Origin of the sequence: Mesorhizobium sp. M0276, assembly GCF_040321755.1 — a bacterium.
GTDB lineage: Bacteria > Pseudomonadota > Alphaproteobacteria > Rhizobiales > Rhizobiaceae > Mesorhizobium.
Window position 1 is genome coordinate 1 of record NZ_JAMYSC010000099.1, and the last position, 14742, is coordinate 14742.

Here is a 14742-nt window from a genome sequence, read left to right on the forward strand (position 1 = left end):
GCAAGGCCACCGATCTCGAATTGGAAGAGCTGCTGGCTGAGGCATGCATCACTCACGGTGTGCCCGTCGCCTTCGATGCAAAAACAGCCGAGGGTGTAGAACCACGGCTCCATTCGTAGGCCATATATGTCTGCGCTCACCCAGACGCCTACCTTCTCAGACATTCGCCAGGCGATTGTCTGCTACCTCATCGACAACATTGATAGCCCGAGCATTTCGGTATCGGAGGTCAGTCTCACCGTGAGGAGAATGCTTCCGCTTTGCGAACTCACAGAGTGGCAACTTGGCGATCTCATTGCGCGAAGCGCAATCGACGCGGGATTTACGATCAAACTCGACGCGTCTGACCCAAACGTCGAGGCATAGCCTCTGACGAGCCATAATGTCGTCGCAGCGCTCGTCAACGCTTGACTGAGAGATACACCGCTGCTACCCCTTGAGATACACCAAGGCGGTCCACGCTTTGGGGAAGCGGTCGCACTAAATGACCGTAAACAAAGGCTTTCTGGCACTTTTGTCCCCGGTTCGATTTATCAAAGTTGTCCGGCCCGGGGAGCCAAACATTTACAAGCACTTAGTCGAAACAGCCCTACTGCCAGTCTGCTGGCAAAATTCAGTGCGGGCTACATCTAGCTGTCGAAGCGCAAATGCCGCCGACAACGTCAGGATGGGCTAAGCAAAAAGCCCGCCGCCTTTGCGGGCAGCGGGCCTAGTTCGGGAGGAGTGTCGGGCATCCCCTTTGCCCGCGAAACAACGGTACGCCTCACTTAGCTGGATAATAAGCTCGCGCCGGTTGAAGCTCAGCATATTCCAGCTGCGTGACTTTTCTGCCACAAGATAAAGAAAGCCCGCCACCATCGGCAGCGGGCCAATCCTGCAAGTCTGCAGGTTTGATCAGTTCGCCTTCTGGCGGATCATCTCGGAAAAATAGGACCGGAACTCCGCGCCCAGCTCTGGCGACAAGCGAAACGAGCGTCCGCCGCTGGAGTCTTCGGTCAAGATGGACCAGATCATATCGCCGTTCGGCGATGTTTCCCTTCATAGCCGCATCAGTACGGTCTGATCAGTCGGATCGTCGCGCCACCTGATTTGTTCGCGGTCGTTGTCCGGCTCGGAGTCGCCGCCTTCCTCGTCGTCGCAGTCGTCTTGCTCGCGGTCGTCGCACTGCCCAAGGGCACCCGTCACAGACCGCCAGCTCCGCCACCAGCCCAAATGACTATCTGGGAAAGATCGGCGATGTCGCCATAGATCTTCGAACCTTTGACGAGAAAACATTTGTCCCCCAGGACTTCGGCGAGTGAGCTTGACGCGGTGCAAACCGGCAGGTTCACCTTATGGCCCTTGGCATCGGCATAGCTGATGCTGATCGCGAGGATAGCGAGTACGAGAGTCGTCTTGCTCATATTTAGCCCCTAGAGCCAGCAGGCCCATTGGGCGGCAAAACCGGGTTGCCGCCCTTTGCCTTGCCATTAGGTGGAGCGGGGGTTTACGTCGCGCCATCCCTCGATTGGATGACGCGGGCTCATCTATATTAGCTATCGCTTAACGAAGCAGCCTCTCGCGCCAGCCATCCTCTCCTGGGCTTCCGGTCCTAGGCTTCCTGAATGTCTAAGACTGGCGCGCGACCGTCTGCACGATAGCCCCTAGATAGGTCAAGCAGCGTCGCAGCAAGTGGAACGTGCGGGCCAGGTCGCCGAAGGAGTGCCACCTCGAACACAGGTCTTCGAGAGGCTTCGCAGCGTTCGTGTCCTAGCTGTCGAGACCCCAAAGTTCCGGGTTGCGTTTGAAATACTCAGTTAGCATTTCGGTGAGCACCCTGACTTTCCGCGTGGGATGCTGACCCGGCGGGCGGACGACATACGCGGCCGCCGGAGGTACCGGATAGCGTGTCATGATCGGGACCAGCGTGCCGGAGGCCACATATTCATGTGTGATGCAATCGGCGAGCCAGGCGATGCCGAGACCTGCCGCCGCCGCGGCGGCAAGCGCCGTAGCGCTATCGGCCTTGAACCTGCCCTGCGGCTGAACCGTGACAACCTTGCCATTATCCATGAACTGCCAGGTTTCTGTTCCCTGCATGAGGGCCTGATGGGTGACGAGTTCGTCCAGAGTCTCAGGTGAACCGTGCGCTTCGATATAGTCCGGGCTGGCGACAAGCTTGCCATGGAACGGCCCGACGCGCTTCGCGATCAGGTTGGAGTCCTGAAGGTAGCCAACCCGGATCGCGCAATCGAAACCCTCTGCGATGAGATCGACGAAGCGATCGCTGTAGGAGGTATGAATGTGAAGCTGCGGGTGCTGGCGCGCCATCTCCGCGAGCACGGGGGCGAAGTGGGTTGGGCCGAAAGTAAGCGGCATGGCAACCCTCAGGCGGCCGCGCAGCTCACCGGTGGGGAGGATCGTTTCCCTTGCGGTGTCGATCTCGGCGCTGGCCCGGGCCGCATGGTCCCTGAACGTGATTCCCGCTTCCGTAAGCGCGGCGCCGCGGGTTGTTCTTGCAAGAAGCTGAACCCCGAGCTCCGCTTCAACCCGAAAGAGCCGCCGACTGACGATTGACTTGGAGACGCCGAGCCGGCGCGCGGCGGCCGATACGCCCCCTGCATCGGCCACTGCGACGAATGTCTGTAGATCTTCGATGTCCAATACAGCGTTCCTCGTTTCGCGACACAGCTTGCCTGACTATGGCACTACCGCATCACCAAAAGGAACGGCAAATTGCGTCCAGACAACGTCGCCCGCTGGCGCATGTCTCCCGTGAACCCATTGCCGTCCATGGCGGCAGAGAAAGGAAGTCTTGATGACCCCTCGCAACGGCCTCGATTCGCTTCTTCGTCCCGAAGATTCGGTCCTCGTTCTGATCGATCACCAACCTTACCAGCTCGCAAACCTGAACAGCCACGATCCGCACATGGTGGTCAACAACACGACCGCGCTGGCGAAGCTAGCAAAAGCCTTCAATGTTCCGACCATTCTCACCAGCGTGATCGCGGCGCGCGGTGGACTTCTCTTCAAGCAGATCACCGACGTATTTCCGGACCAGGAAGTCATCGATCGCACCTGGGTGAACACCTGGCAGGACGAGAATGTGGTGAACGTCGTCAAGGCGACCGGCCGCAAGCAGCTGATCATCGCCGGCCTGTGGACCGAGGTCTGCGTCGCAATGCCTGTGATCCAGGCCGCCGGCGAAGGCTGGGATGTGACCGTTATAACCGACGCGTCGGGCGGGATTTCGAAGGAGTCTCACGAAGTTGCCATCCAGCGAATGATCGCGGCCGGCGCGAACGTGATGACCGTGATGGCGCTCGCTGGCGAATGGCAACGCGATTGGGCGCGCACCGAGCATGTCGAGGAGCTGACCGAGATTCTCATCCAGCACTTCGGCGGCAGCGGCATCGCGTATCTTTGGGAGCAGCAGCTTCTCAACACGCCAGTAGCCGGCTGATCCCGGTCGGCATGGCGAGCACTTCGGTGAAGGTCGGAATCGATCCGCTTGCCGGCCTTCGCCGCCCTTCTACCGAAACAAAGCCGCTCATGTGCGGCGATTGCGTGTGATCCCACCCGCCGCCTTCTGAATAACTCGCGGAGTTCCTCGATGCCTCCCGCCTTCACCCTTGGCCTGCCACTCGACCGCCGCGACGTCCTGATCTCGGCCCCGGCGCTCGCCGCGAGCTTCACCCTTCCGCGGGGCGCCGTGTGCGCGGCGGGGCCCGCAACCACAATGTTCCGGAGGGAGAATACACCACGGGTTTTGTCACGACCGACGACGACGTACAGATTTTCTACAAGGACTGGGGTCACAAGGACGCCCAGCCGATCGTTTTTCACCTGGGTGGCCGCTCAGCTCCGACGACTGGGACGCGCAGATGCTTTTCTTCCTGTCGAAGGGCTATCGAGTGGTCGCGCATAACCGGCGCGGCCACGGACGCTCGGAGCAGGTCGCCGATGGTCACGACATCGATCATTACGCGGCCGACGCGTTTGGGCGCTGGACCTGAAGGACGCGGTTCACATCGGCCATTCCACCGGTGGACCTTTGCGCATTTTCGGCGAATGTGGCGCAGGGTGATAGCGAATTCGCATTTCTCAGCTTCATCGACTCCGGGGAGCCATTTCAATCAAAACTGCGAGCGCCGCCTGCTCGCAGTTGGACTTCAGCCCTCTCCTTCCAGTGCAAGCGTCTTCAGGAGTTTAATCTTGGCGACATTTTTCCCGTCAAGATAGTCGGCTCTGGAATTTCAACCGAAAAAAGAGCTATGATGACCTTGGCATTCGCCGGGACCAGCTTCGCGTCCTCCAGAATGCCGGGGAGGAACGGGACATGGCCGTAGCGCTTGTACTCGTTTTGATTGTAGTGGGCTCGGTGCTGTTCCACCTGCTGAGCCCATGGTGGTGGACGCCGATTGCCTCGAACTGGGGCTATATCGACAACACCATCATCATCACCTTCTGGATTACCGGCGTCGTCTTCGCCGCCGTAGTGCTTTTCATGGCCTATTGCGTCTTCCGCTTCCGTCATCGGGAAGGGAACCGGGCCGCCTACGAGCCGGAGAATAAGCGGCTCGAATCTTGGTTGACGATCGTCACAGCGGTCGGGGTCACGGCGTTGCTGGTTCCCGGCCTGTTCGTCTGGAGCCGGTTCGTCAACGTCCCGAGCGACGCAACGGAGGTCGAAGTCGTCGGCCAGCAGTGGCAGTGGAGTTTCCGTCTGCCCGGCAAGGACGGCAAGCTTGGCACATCCGACACCCGCGACGTCACCACCGACAATCCGCTGGGCGTGATCGCCAGCGATCCCAATGGTCAGGACGATGTCCTGGTCGAAGCGGCTGATCTGCATTTGCCGGTCGGCAAGCCGGTCAAGATGCTGCTCCGCTCGATCGATGTGCTGCATGATTTCTATGTGCCGGAATTCCGCGCCAAGATGGACATGATCCCCGGCTCGGTCACCTATTTCTGGTTCACCCCGACCAAGACCGGAACCTTTCAGGTCCTGTGCGCCGAACTTTGCGGCCAGGGGCATCCCTTAATGCATGGTGTGGTCGTGGTCGACACGCAGCAGGACTACCTGGCCTGGTTTGGCCAGCAGCAGACTTTCGCGCAGTTGTCGGCACCCCAGCAAACGGGCGCGGCAGACAACGCTCCGGGGAAGACTATGGCGCCGGGCAAGACGATGGCGCCAGGTTTGAAAATTGCAGCAAAGCTCGAAACGGTCGGGTCTCGCTGAAAAGGACGCGGAGTTGTTCCTATGGTCGACATCACACCTGCAGATGGCATCCCCCCGGCCGAAGTCGCGGAAGTGGAGCTTTACCATCCGCACAGTTGGTGGACGAGTTACGTCTTCTCGCAGGACGCCAAGGTCATAGCCATCCAGTATTCGGCGACGGCAACGGGAATCGGCCTGGTCGCCCTGGTGCTATCCTGGCTGATGCGGCTGCAACTCGGCTTCCCCGGCACGTTCGACTTCATCACCCCGGAAGCCTACTACCAGTTCATCACCATGCACGGCATGATCATGGTGATCTACCTGCTCACCGCCCTCTTCCTCGGCGGCTTCGGCAACTATCTGATCCCGCTGATGGTCGGCGCGCGCGACATGGTTTTCCCCTATGTCAACATGCTGAGCTACTGGATCTACCTGCTCGCCGTGCTGGTCCTGGTGTCGAGCTTCTTTGCACCGGGCGGACCGACGGGCGCCGGCTGGACGCTCTACCCGCCACAAGCCATCATGAGCGGCACGCCGGGCGGCCAGGACTGGGGCATCATCCTGATGCTCTCCTCACTGATACTGTTCATCATCGGTTTCACGATGGGCGGCCTGAACTATGTGGTGACGGTGCTGCAGGGCCGCACGCGCGGCATGACGATGATGCGCCTGCCGCTGACCGTCTGGGGCATCTTCACAGCAACCGTCATGGCGCTGCTTGCCTTTCCGGCGCTGTTCGTCGCCTGCGTCATGATGCTGCTCGACCGCGTCCTCGGCACCAGCTTCTTCATGCCGGCGATCTCCGAGATGGGCGAGCAACTGCAGCACAATGGCGGCAGCCCGATCCTGTTCCAGCACCTGTTCTGGTTCTTCGGCCATCCCGAGGTCTACATCGTGGCGTTGCCGGCCTTCGGTATCGTCTCCGACCTGATCAGCACCCATGCACGCAAGAACATTTTCGGCTATCGGATGATGGTTTGGGCCATCGTCGGCATTGGCGCGCTGAGCTTCGTGGTCTGGGCGCACCACATGTATGTCAGCGGCATGCACCCCTATTTCGGCTTCTTCTTCGCCACCACGACGCTGATCATCGCCATTCCGACTGCCATCAAGGTCTACAACTGGGTGCTGACCTTATGGCGCGGCGACATCCATCTCACCATACCTATGCTCTTTGCCCTGGCCTTCATCGTCACCTTCGTCAATGGTGGGCTGACCGGGTTGTTTCTTGGCAATGTCGTCGTCGATGTTCCGCTGTCCGACACGATGTTCGTCGTCGCCCACTTCCATATGGTCATGGGTGTCGCCCCGATCCTCGTGGTTTTTGGCGCGATCTATCATTGGTACCCGAAGGTCACTGGCCGGATGCTCAACGAAATGCTGGGCCGGTTCCATTTCTGGGTCACCTTCCTCGGCGCCTACCTGATTTTCTTCCCCATGCACTACCTCGGCCTGATGGGCGTGCCGCGGCGCTATGCTGAACTGACCGACATGACTGTCATGACCGAGTCAGCCCACCACCTGAACTCGTTCATCAGCATCATGGCGTTCATCGTCGGCTTCGCTCAGATGGTGTTCCTGTTCAATCTCATCTGGAGCATCCGCCATGGCCGCGAGGCTGGCGGCAATCCGTGGCGGGCCACGACCCTCGAATGGCAGACGCCGCAAACACCGCCGGCCCACGGCAATTTCGGCAAGGACCTACCGATCGTCTATCGCTGGGCCTATGATTACAGCGTGCCAGGCGCCAAGGAGGATTTCATTCCGCAGAACATGCCGGGCTCCTTTGGCCCCTCGAGGGAGCCGGCATGAGCGTTATCATAGTCTTCCTGTTCGTCATCGCCGGCTTTGCCGGATGGTGGCTTTCACATCAGGGGCTGATGTCGAAGCCATGGCTCGAGCAAGGTCTGGCCGGGGATTTTGTCGCCCTCGACCGGTCGGCGCTACCCACCGCCAAGATCGGCCTCGGTGTCTTCCTCGCCGTCGTCGGCTGCCTGTTCGCGCTCTTCACCAGCGCCTATTTCATGCGGATGGCGGTATCGGACTGGCAGCCGCTGCCGCTGCCGCGGCTGCTCTGGCTCAACACCGGGGTGCTGGTCCTGAGCAGCATTGCCCTGCAATGCGCCTCGGTCGCGGCGCGCAGGGGCCAGGTCGACATGGTCAGGCTCGGCCTCGCCACGGCCGGGCTCACGGCGCTTGCCTTCCTGATCGGACAGCTCATGGCATGGCGGCAGCTGACCGCCGACGGCTATTTTCTGACCTCCAATCCGGCCAACAGCTTTTTCTACCTGATCACCGGCATGCATGGCCTGCACATACTGGGCGGGCTGGTGGGCCTCGGCAGAACAACCGCCAGCGCCTGGAACGCAGCGCGGCCCGAACGGCTTCGCCTCAGTGTCGAGTTGTGCGCCATGTACTGGCATTTCCTGCTCTTCGTCTGGCTCGCCGTCTTTGCCCTACTGGCCGGCTGGGCCGCGACGTTCATCGACATTTGCCGACAGTTGCTGACCTAAGGGATCAAACGAATGGCAGAGACACTCACGCATACCCAGACGGAGCCACGGCCCTCAGGCTGGCAAGGCATTGCCGCCGACTGGTCCTCGGATCAGCGGGCGTTCAAGAACGTGTCCTGGGGCAAGGCCATGATGTGGATCTTCCTGCTCAGCGACACCTTCATCTTCGGCTGCTTCCTGCTCTCCTACATGACCGCTCGCATTTCGACACGCGTGCCGTGGCCCAATCCGAGCGAGGTCTTTGCGCTTCGTATCGGCGGCTCGGATATCCCGCTGATCCTTATTGCGATCATGACCTTCGTGCTGATCTCGAGCAGCGGAACAATGGCCATGGCGGTCAATTTCGGCTATCGCCGCGACCGCCGCAAGACAGCGATCCTGATGCTTCTGACCGCGGCACTCGGCGCGACCTTTGTCGGCATGCAAGCCTTCGAATGGACCAAGCTGATCACCGAAGGGGTACGGCCCTGGGGCAACCCCTGGGGCGCCGCACAATTCGGTTCGACTTTCTTCATGATCACCGGTTTCCACGGCACCCATGTGACGATCGGGGTGATCTTCCTGATCATCGTGGCGCGCAAGGTATGGCGCGGAGATTTCGACACCGGGCGACGCGGCTTCTTCACCAGCCGCACGGGGCGCTACGAGAATGTCGAGATCATGGGGCTGTACTGGCACTTCGTCGATCTGGTCTGGGTATTCATCTTCGCATTCTTTTATCTTTGGTGAGAGGCAGGCTTTGGTGAGAGGAAAAAATGGCTGAAGCAACCGCAAACGGCCTCGGGCAACACGCACTTCAGGCTGCGCATGAAGCGCCGGCCGCTGTCGCCCATGCCGACGCGCATCAGGAACATCCGATCAAGCTCTATCTGGTGGTCTGGGCATGGCTGTTCATCCTCAGCACGTGCTCCTACCTGGTCGATTATTTCGGCCTTCACGGCTATCTCAGATGGTCGCTGATCCTGATCTTTATGATCCTCAAGGCAGGGCTGATAGTCGCCGTCTTCATGCACATGGCTTGGGAACGGCTGGCGCTGGCCTATGCGATCATCCTGCCGCCGATACTGGTGCTGGTGTTCGTGACAATGATGGTCCTCGAATCGGATTATACACTTTCCACCCGGCTGACGTTTTTCGGGTCCGGGCCCTGAGGCCCAATCCGGAGTGCCATGGCATTCTGGTCAGGCCCCACGCATCCGGCGTGTGTCCAGTTCGGTGGCCGGCGCCTTGAAACAATCGGCAACTGGCCCATTTTGTTAGAGCATGATCCCGAAAAGTGGATCCGGTTTTTGCTCCACCGATCTTCGTTTCGAAAAAGATCTTGCTCGAACAACAAGAGAGCCGATCCCGACTTTCGGAACAGAACAGGCTCTGACATCGGAAACGACATAAGTGGGATGATTGCCGTCGTTTCCCGATGCGTCGCAAACTCCGGCAAGGGAGGCCAAGATGACGATCGCGAACAGACTGAAGGACTTCATCGACGGCAAGGGAATTCCCTACGACACCGTCGCTCATCATCGCACTTCGACAAGCAGGCAGGCGGCAATAGCCGCGCATGTGCCCGGCAGCATCATGGCGAAATCCGTGGTCGTTCACCACGAGCTTGGCTATGCAGTGGCCGTGGTTCCGAGCACCCACAGGATCGAGCTCGGCACATTGCAAGACGTCATGGACAAGCGTCTCGGACTCGCCTCCGAAGACGAGATGGCTTCGCTCTTCGGCGATTGCGACACCGGCGCGATCCCGCCGATCGGCGCGGCCTACAATGTGCCAGTGATCGTCGACGAAAGCCTTGGCGACGCCACCGACGTCTACTTCGAAGGCGGCGACCATAAAACGCTAGTGCATGTCAGCGGCAAGGATTTCCGCAACCTGACGATGGGTGCCTACCAGGCCCGCTTCAGCCACGCGGCTTACTGACGGCTTCGATCATCCCGCACCGCACTCTCGCCGGCGCGGGATGGGGCAGAACGTTCTCAACTCGCCGATCTGGAGGGCGGCTCCACGACCTTGCGGTAGACATGCCAGGTGGCGTGACCGAGAATCGGCAACACGACGGCCAGCCCGGCGAACACCGGCAGCGAGCCGATGATCAGGGCGACGGCGACAATCAGCCCCCAGACAGCCATGGTGATTGGGTTCGCCAGCACCGCGCGCACCGAGGTGTGGATGGCCTCGTAAGCGCCGACGTCGCGGTCGAGCAACAATGGGAAGGCGATGACCGTTGTGCACAACACGACCGCAGCGAAGACGAAGCCGATGGCGTGACCCAGGATGATCAGCGTCCAGCCACGTCCGGTGGCGAATATTTCGTTGATGAAGCCGGATATCGATGCCGGCGGCGCCGGGCCGAAAAGATACTGGTAAAATAGCTGGGCGGTCAAAAGCCATGTGATGAAGATTGCCAACAGCATGATCCCGACCGCCGCGATGGCCGGGAGTGCCGGAGAATTCCTGACCTCGAAAGCGTGCCTCCAGGAGGTGTCGAGTCTGGCTTCCCGTCTGCGGCTGATTTCATAGAGACCTATCGCCGCAAAAGGGCCAATCAGCGCAAAACCGGAAACGAGCGGGAACAACAACGGCAACGCATTGGCGCCCGACGTCCAGACGGCGAGCACGACTCCCACCAGCGGATAGATCAGGCAGAGAAAGACGATGTGCGACGGCTTGACCATGAAATCGTCGACGCCACGCTTGAGCGCGTCGAAAAGGTCGGAAACACCGATTTTTCGAATTTTGGTATGCTCCAGCGTATCGCTGGCGCCTGCTATCACATGAAAACTTGCCATGACCGTTCCTCCAGAGCGGGTCCGGTGAGGTCGCGGTTTCACGGTGCTGCCGTTCTGCATGACTGGCCACGCAAAACCGCGACCTGCACCGCAACCAACATACTCTTTTGCCAGGGACTTGTCGCCCTTTGTCGGAAGAACTCCACCGGCTAGCTCTGGTGGGTCTTTTCCGATATTCTCACACAGCGCCGCGCGTCCTTTTTTGGGCGCGCAAAGGACGCTGTACCGTGTTGGCTGGCGCATGATCCTTGCCGAAAATCGATTCCGATTTTCAAGGTTCATGCGGCGAGTCAAAGGTGAATGCCATGGACGGAAGGACGCGTCTCATACTCGGCCTTGGCATAGTCGCTCTGCTGATCCTGGGATTCTGTGCAATACCATCGTGATCGCGGATCCGGTCCTGGCAATTGCCGACCTCTCGGCTCGTCAAGTATTCCAAGAACAGCGGTCAGGCCGTCAACCTGGCATGAATGCCCGCATTGCGATGGTGTCGGCAAGCAGCATGGCAAAGATCGCGAAAAGATAGAAAATCGAGAAGGCGAACAGCGCCTTTGCAGTCTTCATCTCCGCGTCTGGAGCGGCCAGGACCTTCCAGGCGTGCCAGATGAAACCCGCGCCCAATGCAGCCGAAACAAGTCCATAAAACACGCTCGCGAATCCAACCGCCCAGGGCAGCACGCCGATTGGCGCCAAGAGCAGCGAATAGGCGAGTATCTGTTTTCTGGTCGACGCCTGGCCGGCCACGTTTGGCATCATCGGGATGCCGGCAGCTGCGTAGTCGCCGACCTTGAACAGCGCGAGCGCCCAAAAATGCGGCGGCGTCCACAGAAAGATGATCAGGAACAGGATGACGCTTTCGATGCCGATCGCGCCAGTGGCGGCCGCCCAGCCAATGACAGGAGGAAGGGCACCCGCCGCCCCGCCGATGACGATGTTCTGCGGCGTCGAGCGCTTCAGCCACATCGTATAGATGACGACGTAGAAAAAGATGGTGAAGGCCAGCAGCGATGCGGCAAGCCAGCCAACCAGAACGCCGAGCGTCATGACCGAAAGCGCGGAAAGCACCAGGCCGAAGCCGAGCGCTTCACCCGGCGTGACGCGGCCCGACGGAACCGGCCGTTTTGATGTGCGCGACATCAGCGCGTCGATATCGGCGTCGTACCACATGTTGAGGGCCCCGGCCGCTCCTGCTCCGATCGCAATCGCACCGATTGCAATCACGGCGATGACCGGATCCATCGCGCCAGGCGCCGCCATCAGGCCAACGAAAGCAGTGAATACTGCAAGCGCCATGACCCGCGGCTTCATAAGCGTGAAGAAATCACCCGCCGTCGCTTCCGAAAGGCGGATGCCGGTATCCTTGAGGCGGCTTTCCCTAGTCGACATCGCAGACCGATGGAAGCAGGCAACCCAATGCAAGTCGCTCAAAAGTGGACGCGACGCGCATTAGGCCACGATCCCGAACTGAAGGCGCGCGTGCAAAAACTGGAACACGGTTTTTGCTCACGTTGCCCTCCGGTCCGGATAGACCACGACAGGACAAGCGGTTAGCCATATTGCGGAGGAGCCACGTCACTTGGAGAACGTTTTCAGATAGGCAATGACGTTGGCCACGTCTGCATCGTTCTTGAGGCCGGGAAACGCCATCTTGGTTCCTTTGACCATGGCTTTGGGATCGTGAAGATAGGTGGTCAGTGTTGGCTCGTCCCATTTAACGCCTGATTTGCCGGCCGCAATCATGGCATCAGAATATTTGAAATCCGGATGCGTACCGGCGGTCCGGCCGATGACGCCGTGCAGCGATGGTCCGATCTTGTTCTTATCCTCGTCTGCGATGTGGCAGACCTTGCATTTGGTGAAGACCTTCTCGCCAGCCGCAGCGTCCTGAGCCTGCGACGGATTGGCGGCGAAGGTTGCAACGGACACGACGGCGAAAAATGCGACCAAGCGCATGACTTTTTCCTCCCTATCGTCAAATGTGCCTGAGACGATCCGCGCATGCCGGTACCAACAGAAATGCGCCTTTCACGGCAGAACAGATTGTCCGCTTCTCCCATATGGATTGCGACACCTATATAACACGGAATCTGGCCGGCAGGTAGAAGAGGCTTACCGTCCAAAGGTTTAGGCGGTCTGCAGCATGGCGAGCGAAACCGCGCGTTCCTCGATTTCGGTTTCGGAGTGCGCTCGTCGATGATGTCGCGACGCCGGGCCTCCGCGCTTTCGCCAGAGCAGGCATATGCCCTGTCTTGGCTTCTGCGATCTCGTCAGGATTTCTTCTCGCCGTTTGGATTGGGCACCGGTGCCTCTCGCACGTCTCGCGGTGGCGGTTCGACATGTTCAAGTTCTGACGGTGCTTTTTGTCGCGATGGACAGGTAGCTCCTTCGGTTCGGGGCTCGGTGGCGGTTCCTTGATCGTGTTGGACATGATCCAGTTAACCGGATCGCCGGTCTCTTGTTCCCGTCAGGAGCTTAAAAACTGGAAGCCGGAGGAACCGGGGGCGTTGAAGAGCGTTCTGTCGCATGCTCAAGAAAATCGCCCTCGCCGCCGTGTTGGTCCAGGTTGCCGCCTTTTCGGCTCTCATAACCCAAACGATCCTTTTTGCGTCCGCGGCCACCCAAGCTGCCAGTACGCAGCCCAGCGATCCTGTTGCTGTCACCGGGGAAGGATGCGCCAAGGCGACGCCCCAAGATTCCCGATCTGAAATATTTCCAATCCCAAACACGCCCGATCATTGCCTTAAGCGAATTGAGCCGAGGAAGCTTATCACGACGACCTTGATTATCGCCGGGCGACAATAGCCCCAGACTTGGATCGATCTTCCAAGGCTCAGGCAGCCCACCACCAGCCCTTCACCCGTCCGCGCTGGCCATCTCCCCTCATCGCCAATCCACCCAATTTAAGTCAGGGCGCTATGCTTGAAAGCGCAACGATCTCTGCTACTTGCGGCGCGGGGCTTGTGCATTTGAGTTCGACAAAATTGGCAATGACTTCAGTGAATATGGAATGCCCGCGCTGTCACAGCAGCGGCAGGATATTCGACTGTTCCAAATGGTATGCGTCAAACGGCCATTGCTGCCCGCAAGGCACCCATCGGATCGGTTGCCCCGGAAAGACGATCGCATGCTCGGGATGTGCCGGCCTGGGGACGCTGGCAGAATCTGTGCTGAGTGCCGTCGCGTAGCCCTCGATCGGATCGCATGACGAGCGCGGCTCCGACGCGTCCGGACTATCTTACTCCGGTGGTGGTTCTTCAGGTGGTGGCGTCAAAACTGTGATGTCCATTCTGGCGATCTTGGATGCTGCGCGACCTTGCGCACCAGAATCCACGTCGCCGCTTGCGCCAACCATGATTTTGGCGAGATGTCCGACGGCGTCTGCGCTGCGGCCTGGCGAAAATTCTTCGCTCGTTTCCGGCTTTCCCACCGCCGTCTGTTTTTCGGGTACTTGCCGAGGTTGATTTGCAATTGCGGCAATCATTCGAACCTCCTGTTGCAACACCCGAATCTTATATTAGCGCTGGCTGTTGTGAGGCTGACCTGGCAAGTCCGCCGGCAGCCGCAGTCAGGAGGCGTGAAAAACCTGGGAAATGGGGAGTCTTGCGACCGAGCCGCAAGGCGGCTCGGCGACGGGCAATTCCCGTCCGGTTCAGTTGGGGACGGCTAACAACCTTCGGTGGTCTTTTTCACATGGCCTGGAGCAGCCGTCTTGGCATCGGTGTCCTGCTGACCAGGAGCGGACTGTTTCGCACTGCCGGTTTGTTGGCCCGGCGCACAATCCTTGGCAGAGTTCGGATTGATGCCGCTCGTGGTCGTCTTGTCGGTGCCCTGGTCGGTGGTGCTTGGCATAGTTGTCGTCGTCGTCGACGACCCGCTGGTTGATGTGCCGGACTGAGCAAATGCAAATCCGGCGGACATGACAAGGAAGGCCGAGGTCAGAAGAATGTTTTTCATGATCAACTCCTGATTTAGAGAGCGATAAAGCGCCTCGACACCAACCGAGAGCTGAACGAACGGTTCCCTGAAAACGGCGATTGTTCCAAAAACGTGCAGAGGCGACCCGGCAGGCAACCCGGAGCCTGTCTGTGTCACCGACCTACTCTTGGCCGCTAGCCCAACTCTGCCGCACGAGGCCCACTGGACCCGGCGCCCCAGGGCGAAATCATGAATCGTTAACCTGCAAGGACGGCTTGGCGGTAGGTCGGGTTCATGAGGGCTTTGAGGCGCTTACGCTTGA

At 59.6% G+C, this 14742-nt stretch carries 15 protein-coding genes and 1 pseudogene; 9 read left to right on the forward strand and 7 right to left on the reverse strand.

Going from position 1 to position 14742, the window contains the following annotated elements; genetic code table 11:
* Window positions 1-1181: 1181 nt before the first annotated feature.
* The gene (locus NKJ01_RS34675) at window positions 1182-1403 is read right to left on the reverse strand and encodes a hypothetical protein (RefSeq protein ID WP_023757642.1); all 222 of its coding nucleotides are present in this window, start codon (window positions 1401-1403) and stop codon (window positions 1182-1184) included.
* A gap of 346 nt (window positions 1404-1749) precedes the next feature.
* Window positions 1750-2643, reverse strand: a complete 894-nt coding sequence (locus NKJ01_RS34680; RefSeq protein ID WP_023757643.1) for a LysR family transcriptional regulator — start codon at window positions 2641-2643, stop codon at window positions 1750-1752.
* A 154-nt stretch (window positions 2644-2797) separates the two neighbouring features.
* On the opposite strand from NKJ01_RS34680, the gene NKJ01_RS34685 reads away from it, so the two are divergent.
* From NKJ01_RS34685 to NKJ01_RS34720, 8 genes and pseudogenes are all read left to right on the forward strand, one after another.
* Window positions 2798-3442, forward strand: coding sequence for a hydrolase (locus NKJ01_RS34685; protein ID WP_023757644.1), 645 nt, complete (start codon window positions 2798-2800; stop codon window positions 3440-3442).
* A gap of 150 nt (window positions 3443-3592) precedes the next feature.
* Window positions 3593-4030 (forward strand): annotated as a pseudogene (locus NKJ01_RS34690) (alpha/beta fold hydrolase); the annotation flags it as partial.
* 288 nt (window positions 4031-4318) lie between these two features.
* Window positions 4319-5221 carry a cytochrome c oxidase subunit II gene (locus NKJ01_RS34695; RefSeq protein ID WP_352734986.1) on the forward strand — a complete coding sequence of 301 codons (903 nt, stop codon included), beginning with the start codon at window positions 4319-4321 and terminating at the stop codon, window positions 5219-5221.
* Between the two features lie 21 nt (window positions 5222-5242).
* On the forward strand, window positions 5243-7012 hold the full coding sequence (gene ctaD, locus NKJ01_RS34700) for a cytochrome c oxidase subunit I (protein WP_352734988.1): 1770 nt from the start codon (window positions 5243-5245) through the stop codon (window positions 7010-7012).
* On the forward strand, window positions 7009-7713 hold the full coding sequence (locus NKJ01_RS34705; protein ID WP_352604860.1) for a cytochrome c oxidase subunit 3: 705 nt from the start codon (window positions 7009-7011) through the stop codon (window positions 7711-7713). Before ctaD ends, NKJ01_RS34705 begins: the two co-directional genes overlap by 4 nt.
* A gap of 12 nt (window positions 7714-7725) precedes the next feature.
* Window positions 7726-8442, forward strand: a complete 717-nt coding sequence (locus NKJ01_RS34710; RefSeq protein ID WP_023757650.1) for a heme-copper oxidase subunit III family protein — start codon at window positions 7726-7728, stop codon at window positions 8440-8442.
* A gap of 26 nt (window positions 8443-8468) precedes the next feature.
* The gene (locus tag NKJ01_RS34715) at window positions 8469-8864 is read left to right on the forward strand and encodes a cytochrome C oxidase subunit IV family protein (protein WP_352604862.1); all 396 of its coding nucleotides are present in this window, start codon (window positions 8469-8471) and stop codon (window positions 8862-8864) included.
* Window positions 8865-9162: 298 nt separating this feature from the next.
* Complete coding sequence (locus NKJ01_RS34720; protein ID WP_023757652.1) at window positions 9163-9636, forward strand: aminoacyl-tRNA deacylase; 474 nt, start codon at window positions 9163-9165, stop codon at window positions 9634-9636.
* A 56-nt stretch (window positions 9637-9692) separates the two neighbouring features.
* On the opposite strand, the gene NKJ01_RS34725 is transcribed toward NKJ01_RS34720, so the two are convergent.
* The 3 genes from NKJ01_RS34725 to NKJ01_RS34735 form a co-directional block, all read right to left on the reverse strand.
* Window positions 9693-10505 carry a DUF2189 domain-containing protein gene (locus NKJ01_RS34725; protein WP_352604864.1) on the reverse strand — a complete coding sequence of 271 codons (813 nt, stop codon included), beginning with the start codon at window positions 10503-10505 and terminating at the stop codon, window positions 9693-9695.
* A 456-nt stretch (window positions 10506-10961) separates the two neighbouring features.
* Entirely contained in the window at window positions 10962-11891 is a 930-nt protein-coding gene (locus NKJ01_RS34730) for a heme o synthase (protein ID WP_352734992.1), read from the reverse strand.
* A 186-nt stretch (window positions 11892-12077) separates the two neighbouring features.
* Entirely contained in the window at window positions 12078-12458 is a 381-nt protein-coding gene (locus NKJ01_RS34735) for a c-type cytochrome (RefSeq protein ID WP_023757655.1), read from the reverse strand.
* A gap of 570 nt (window positions 12459-13028) precedes the next feature.
* Here NKJ01_RS34735 and NKJ01_RS34740 point away from each other — a divergent pair.
* Complete coding sequence (locus NKJ01_RS34740) at window positions 13029-13307, forward strand: hypothetical protein (protein WP_023757656.1); 279 nt, start codon at window positions 13029-13031, stop codon at window positions 13305-13307.
* A 433-nt stretch (window positions 13308-13740) separates the two neighbouring features.
* Here the strand turns inward: NKJ01_RS34740 and NKJ01_RS34745 are convergent, their stop codons facing one another.
* On the reverse strand, window positions 13741-13986 hold the full coding sequence (locus tag NKJ01_RS34745; protein ID WP_352734994.1) for a hypothetical protein: 246 nt from the start codon (window positions 13984-13986) through the stop codon (window positions 13741-13743).
* Between the two features lie 182 nt (window positions 13987-14168).
* On the reverse strand, window positions 14169-14459 hold the full coding sequence (locus NKJ01_RS34750) for a hypothetical protein (RefSeq protein WP_023757657.1): 291 nt from the start codon (window positions 14457-14459) through the stop codon (window positions 14169-14171).
* Window positions 14460-14742: the final 283 nt, after the last annotated feature.

Excerpts from the sequence above, each read along its gene's own strand:
- NKJ01_RS34750 (WP_023757657.1), bottom strand. The coding sequence starts at position 14,459 with ATGAAAAACATTCTTCTGACCTCGGCCTTCCTTGTCATGTCCGCCGGA.
- NKJ01_RS34695 (WP_352734986.1), top strand. The coding sequence starts at position 4,319 with ATGGCCGTAGCGCTTGTACTCGTTTTGATTGTAGTGGGCTCGGTGCTG.
- NKJ01_RS34730 (WP_352734992.1), bottom strand. The coding sequence starts at position 11,891 with ATGTCGACTAGGGAAAGCCGCCTCAAGGATACCGGCATCCGCCTTTCG.
- NKJ01_RS34705 (WP_352604860.1), top strand. The coding sequence starts at position 7,009 with ATGAGCGTTATCATAGTCTTCCTGTTCGTCATCGCCGGCTTTGCCGGA.
- NKJ01_RS34685 (WP_023757644.1), top strand. The coding sequence starts at position 2,798 with ATGACCCCTCGCAACGGCCTCGATTCGCTTCTTCGTCCCGAAGATTCG.
- NKJ01_RS34740 (WP_023757656.1), top strand. The coding sequence starts at position 13,029 with ATGCTCAAGAAAATCGCCCTCGCCGCCGTGTTGGTCCAGGTTGCCGCC.
- ctaD (WP_352734988.1), top strand. The coding sequence starts at position 5,243 with ATGGTCGACATCACACCTGCAGATGGCATCCCCCCGGCCGAAGTCGCG.
- NKJ01_RS34745 (WP_352734994.1), bottom strand. The coding sequence starts at position 13,986 with ATGATTGCCGCAATTGCAAATCAACCTCGGCAAGTACCCGAAAAACAG.
- NKJ01_RS34720 (WP_023757652.1), top strand. The coding sequence starts at position 9,163 with ATGACGATCGCGAACAGACTGAAGGACTTCATCGACGGCAAGGGAATT.
- NKJ01_RS34725 (WP_352604864.1), bottom strand. The coding sequence starts at position 10,505 with ATGGCAAGTTTTCATGTGATAGCAGGCGCCAGCGATACGCTGGAGCAT.
- NKJ01_RS34715 (WP_352604862.1), top strand. The coding sequence starts at position 8,469 with ATGGCTGAAGCAACCGCAAACGGCCTCGGGCAACACGCACTTCAGGCT.
- NKJ01_RS34710 (WP_023757650.1), top strand. The coding sequence starts at position 7,726 with ATGGCAGAGACACTCACGCATACCCAGACGGAGCCACGGCCCTCAGGC.
- NKJ01_RS34735 (WP_023757655.1), bottom strand. The coding sequence starts at position 12,458 with ATGCGCTTGGTCGCATTTTTCGCCGTCGTGTCCGTTGCAACCTTCGCC.
- NKJ01_RS34675 (WP_023757642.1), bottom strand. The coding sequence starts at position 1,403 with ATGAGCAAGACGACTCTCGTACTCGCTATCCTCGCGATCAGCATCAGC.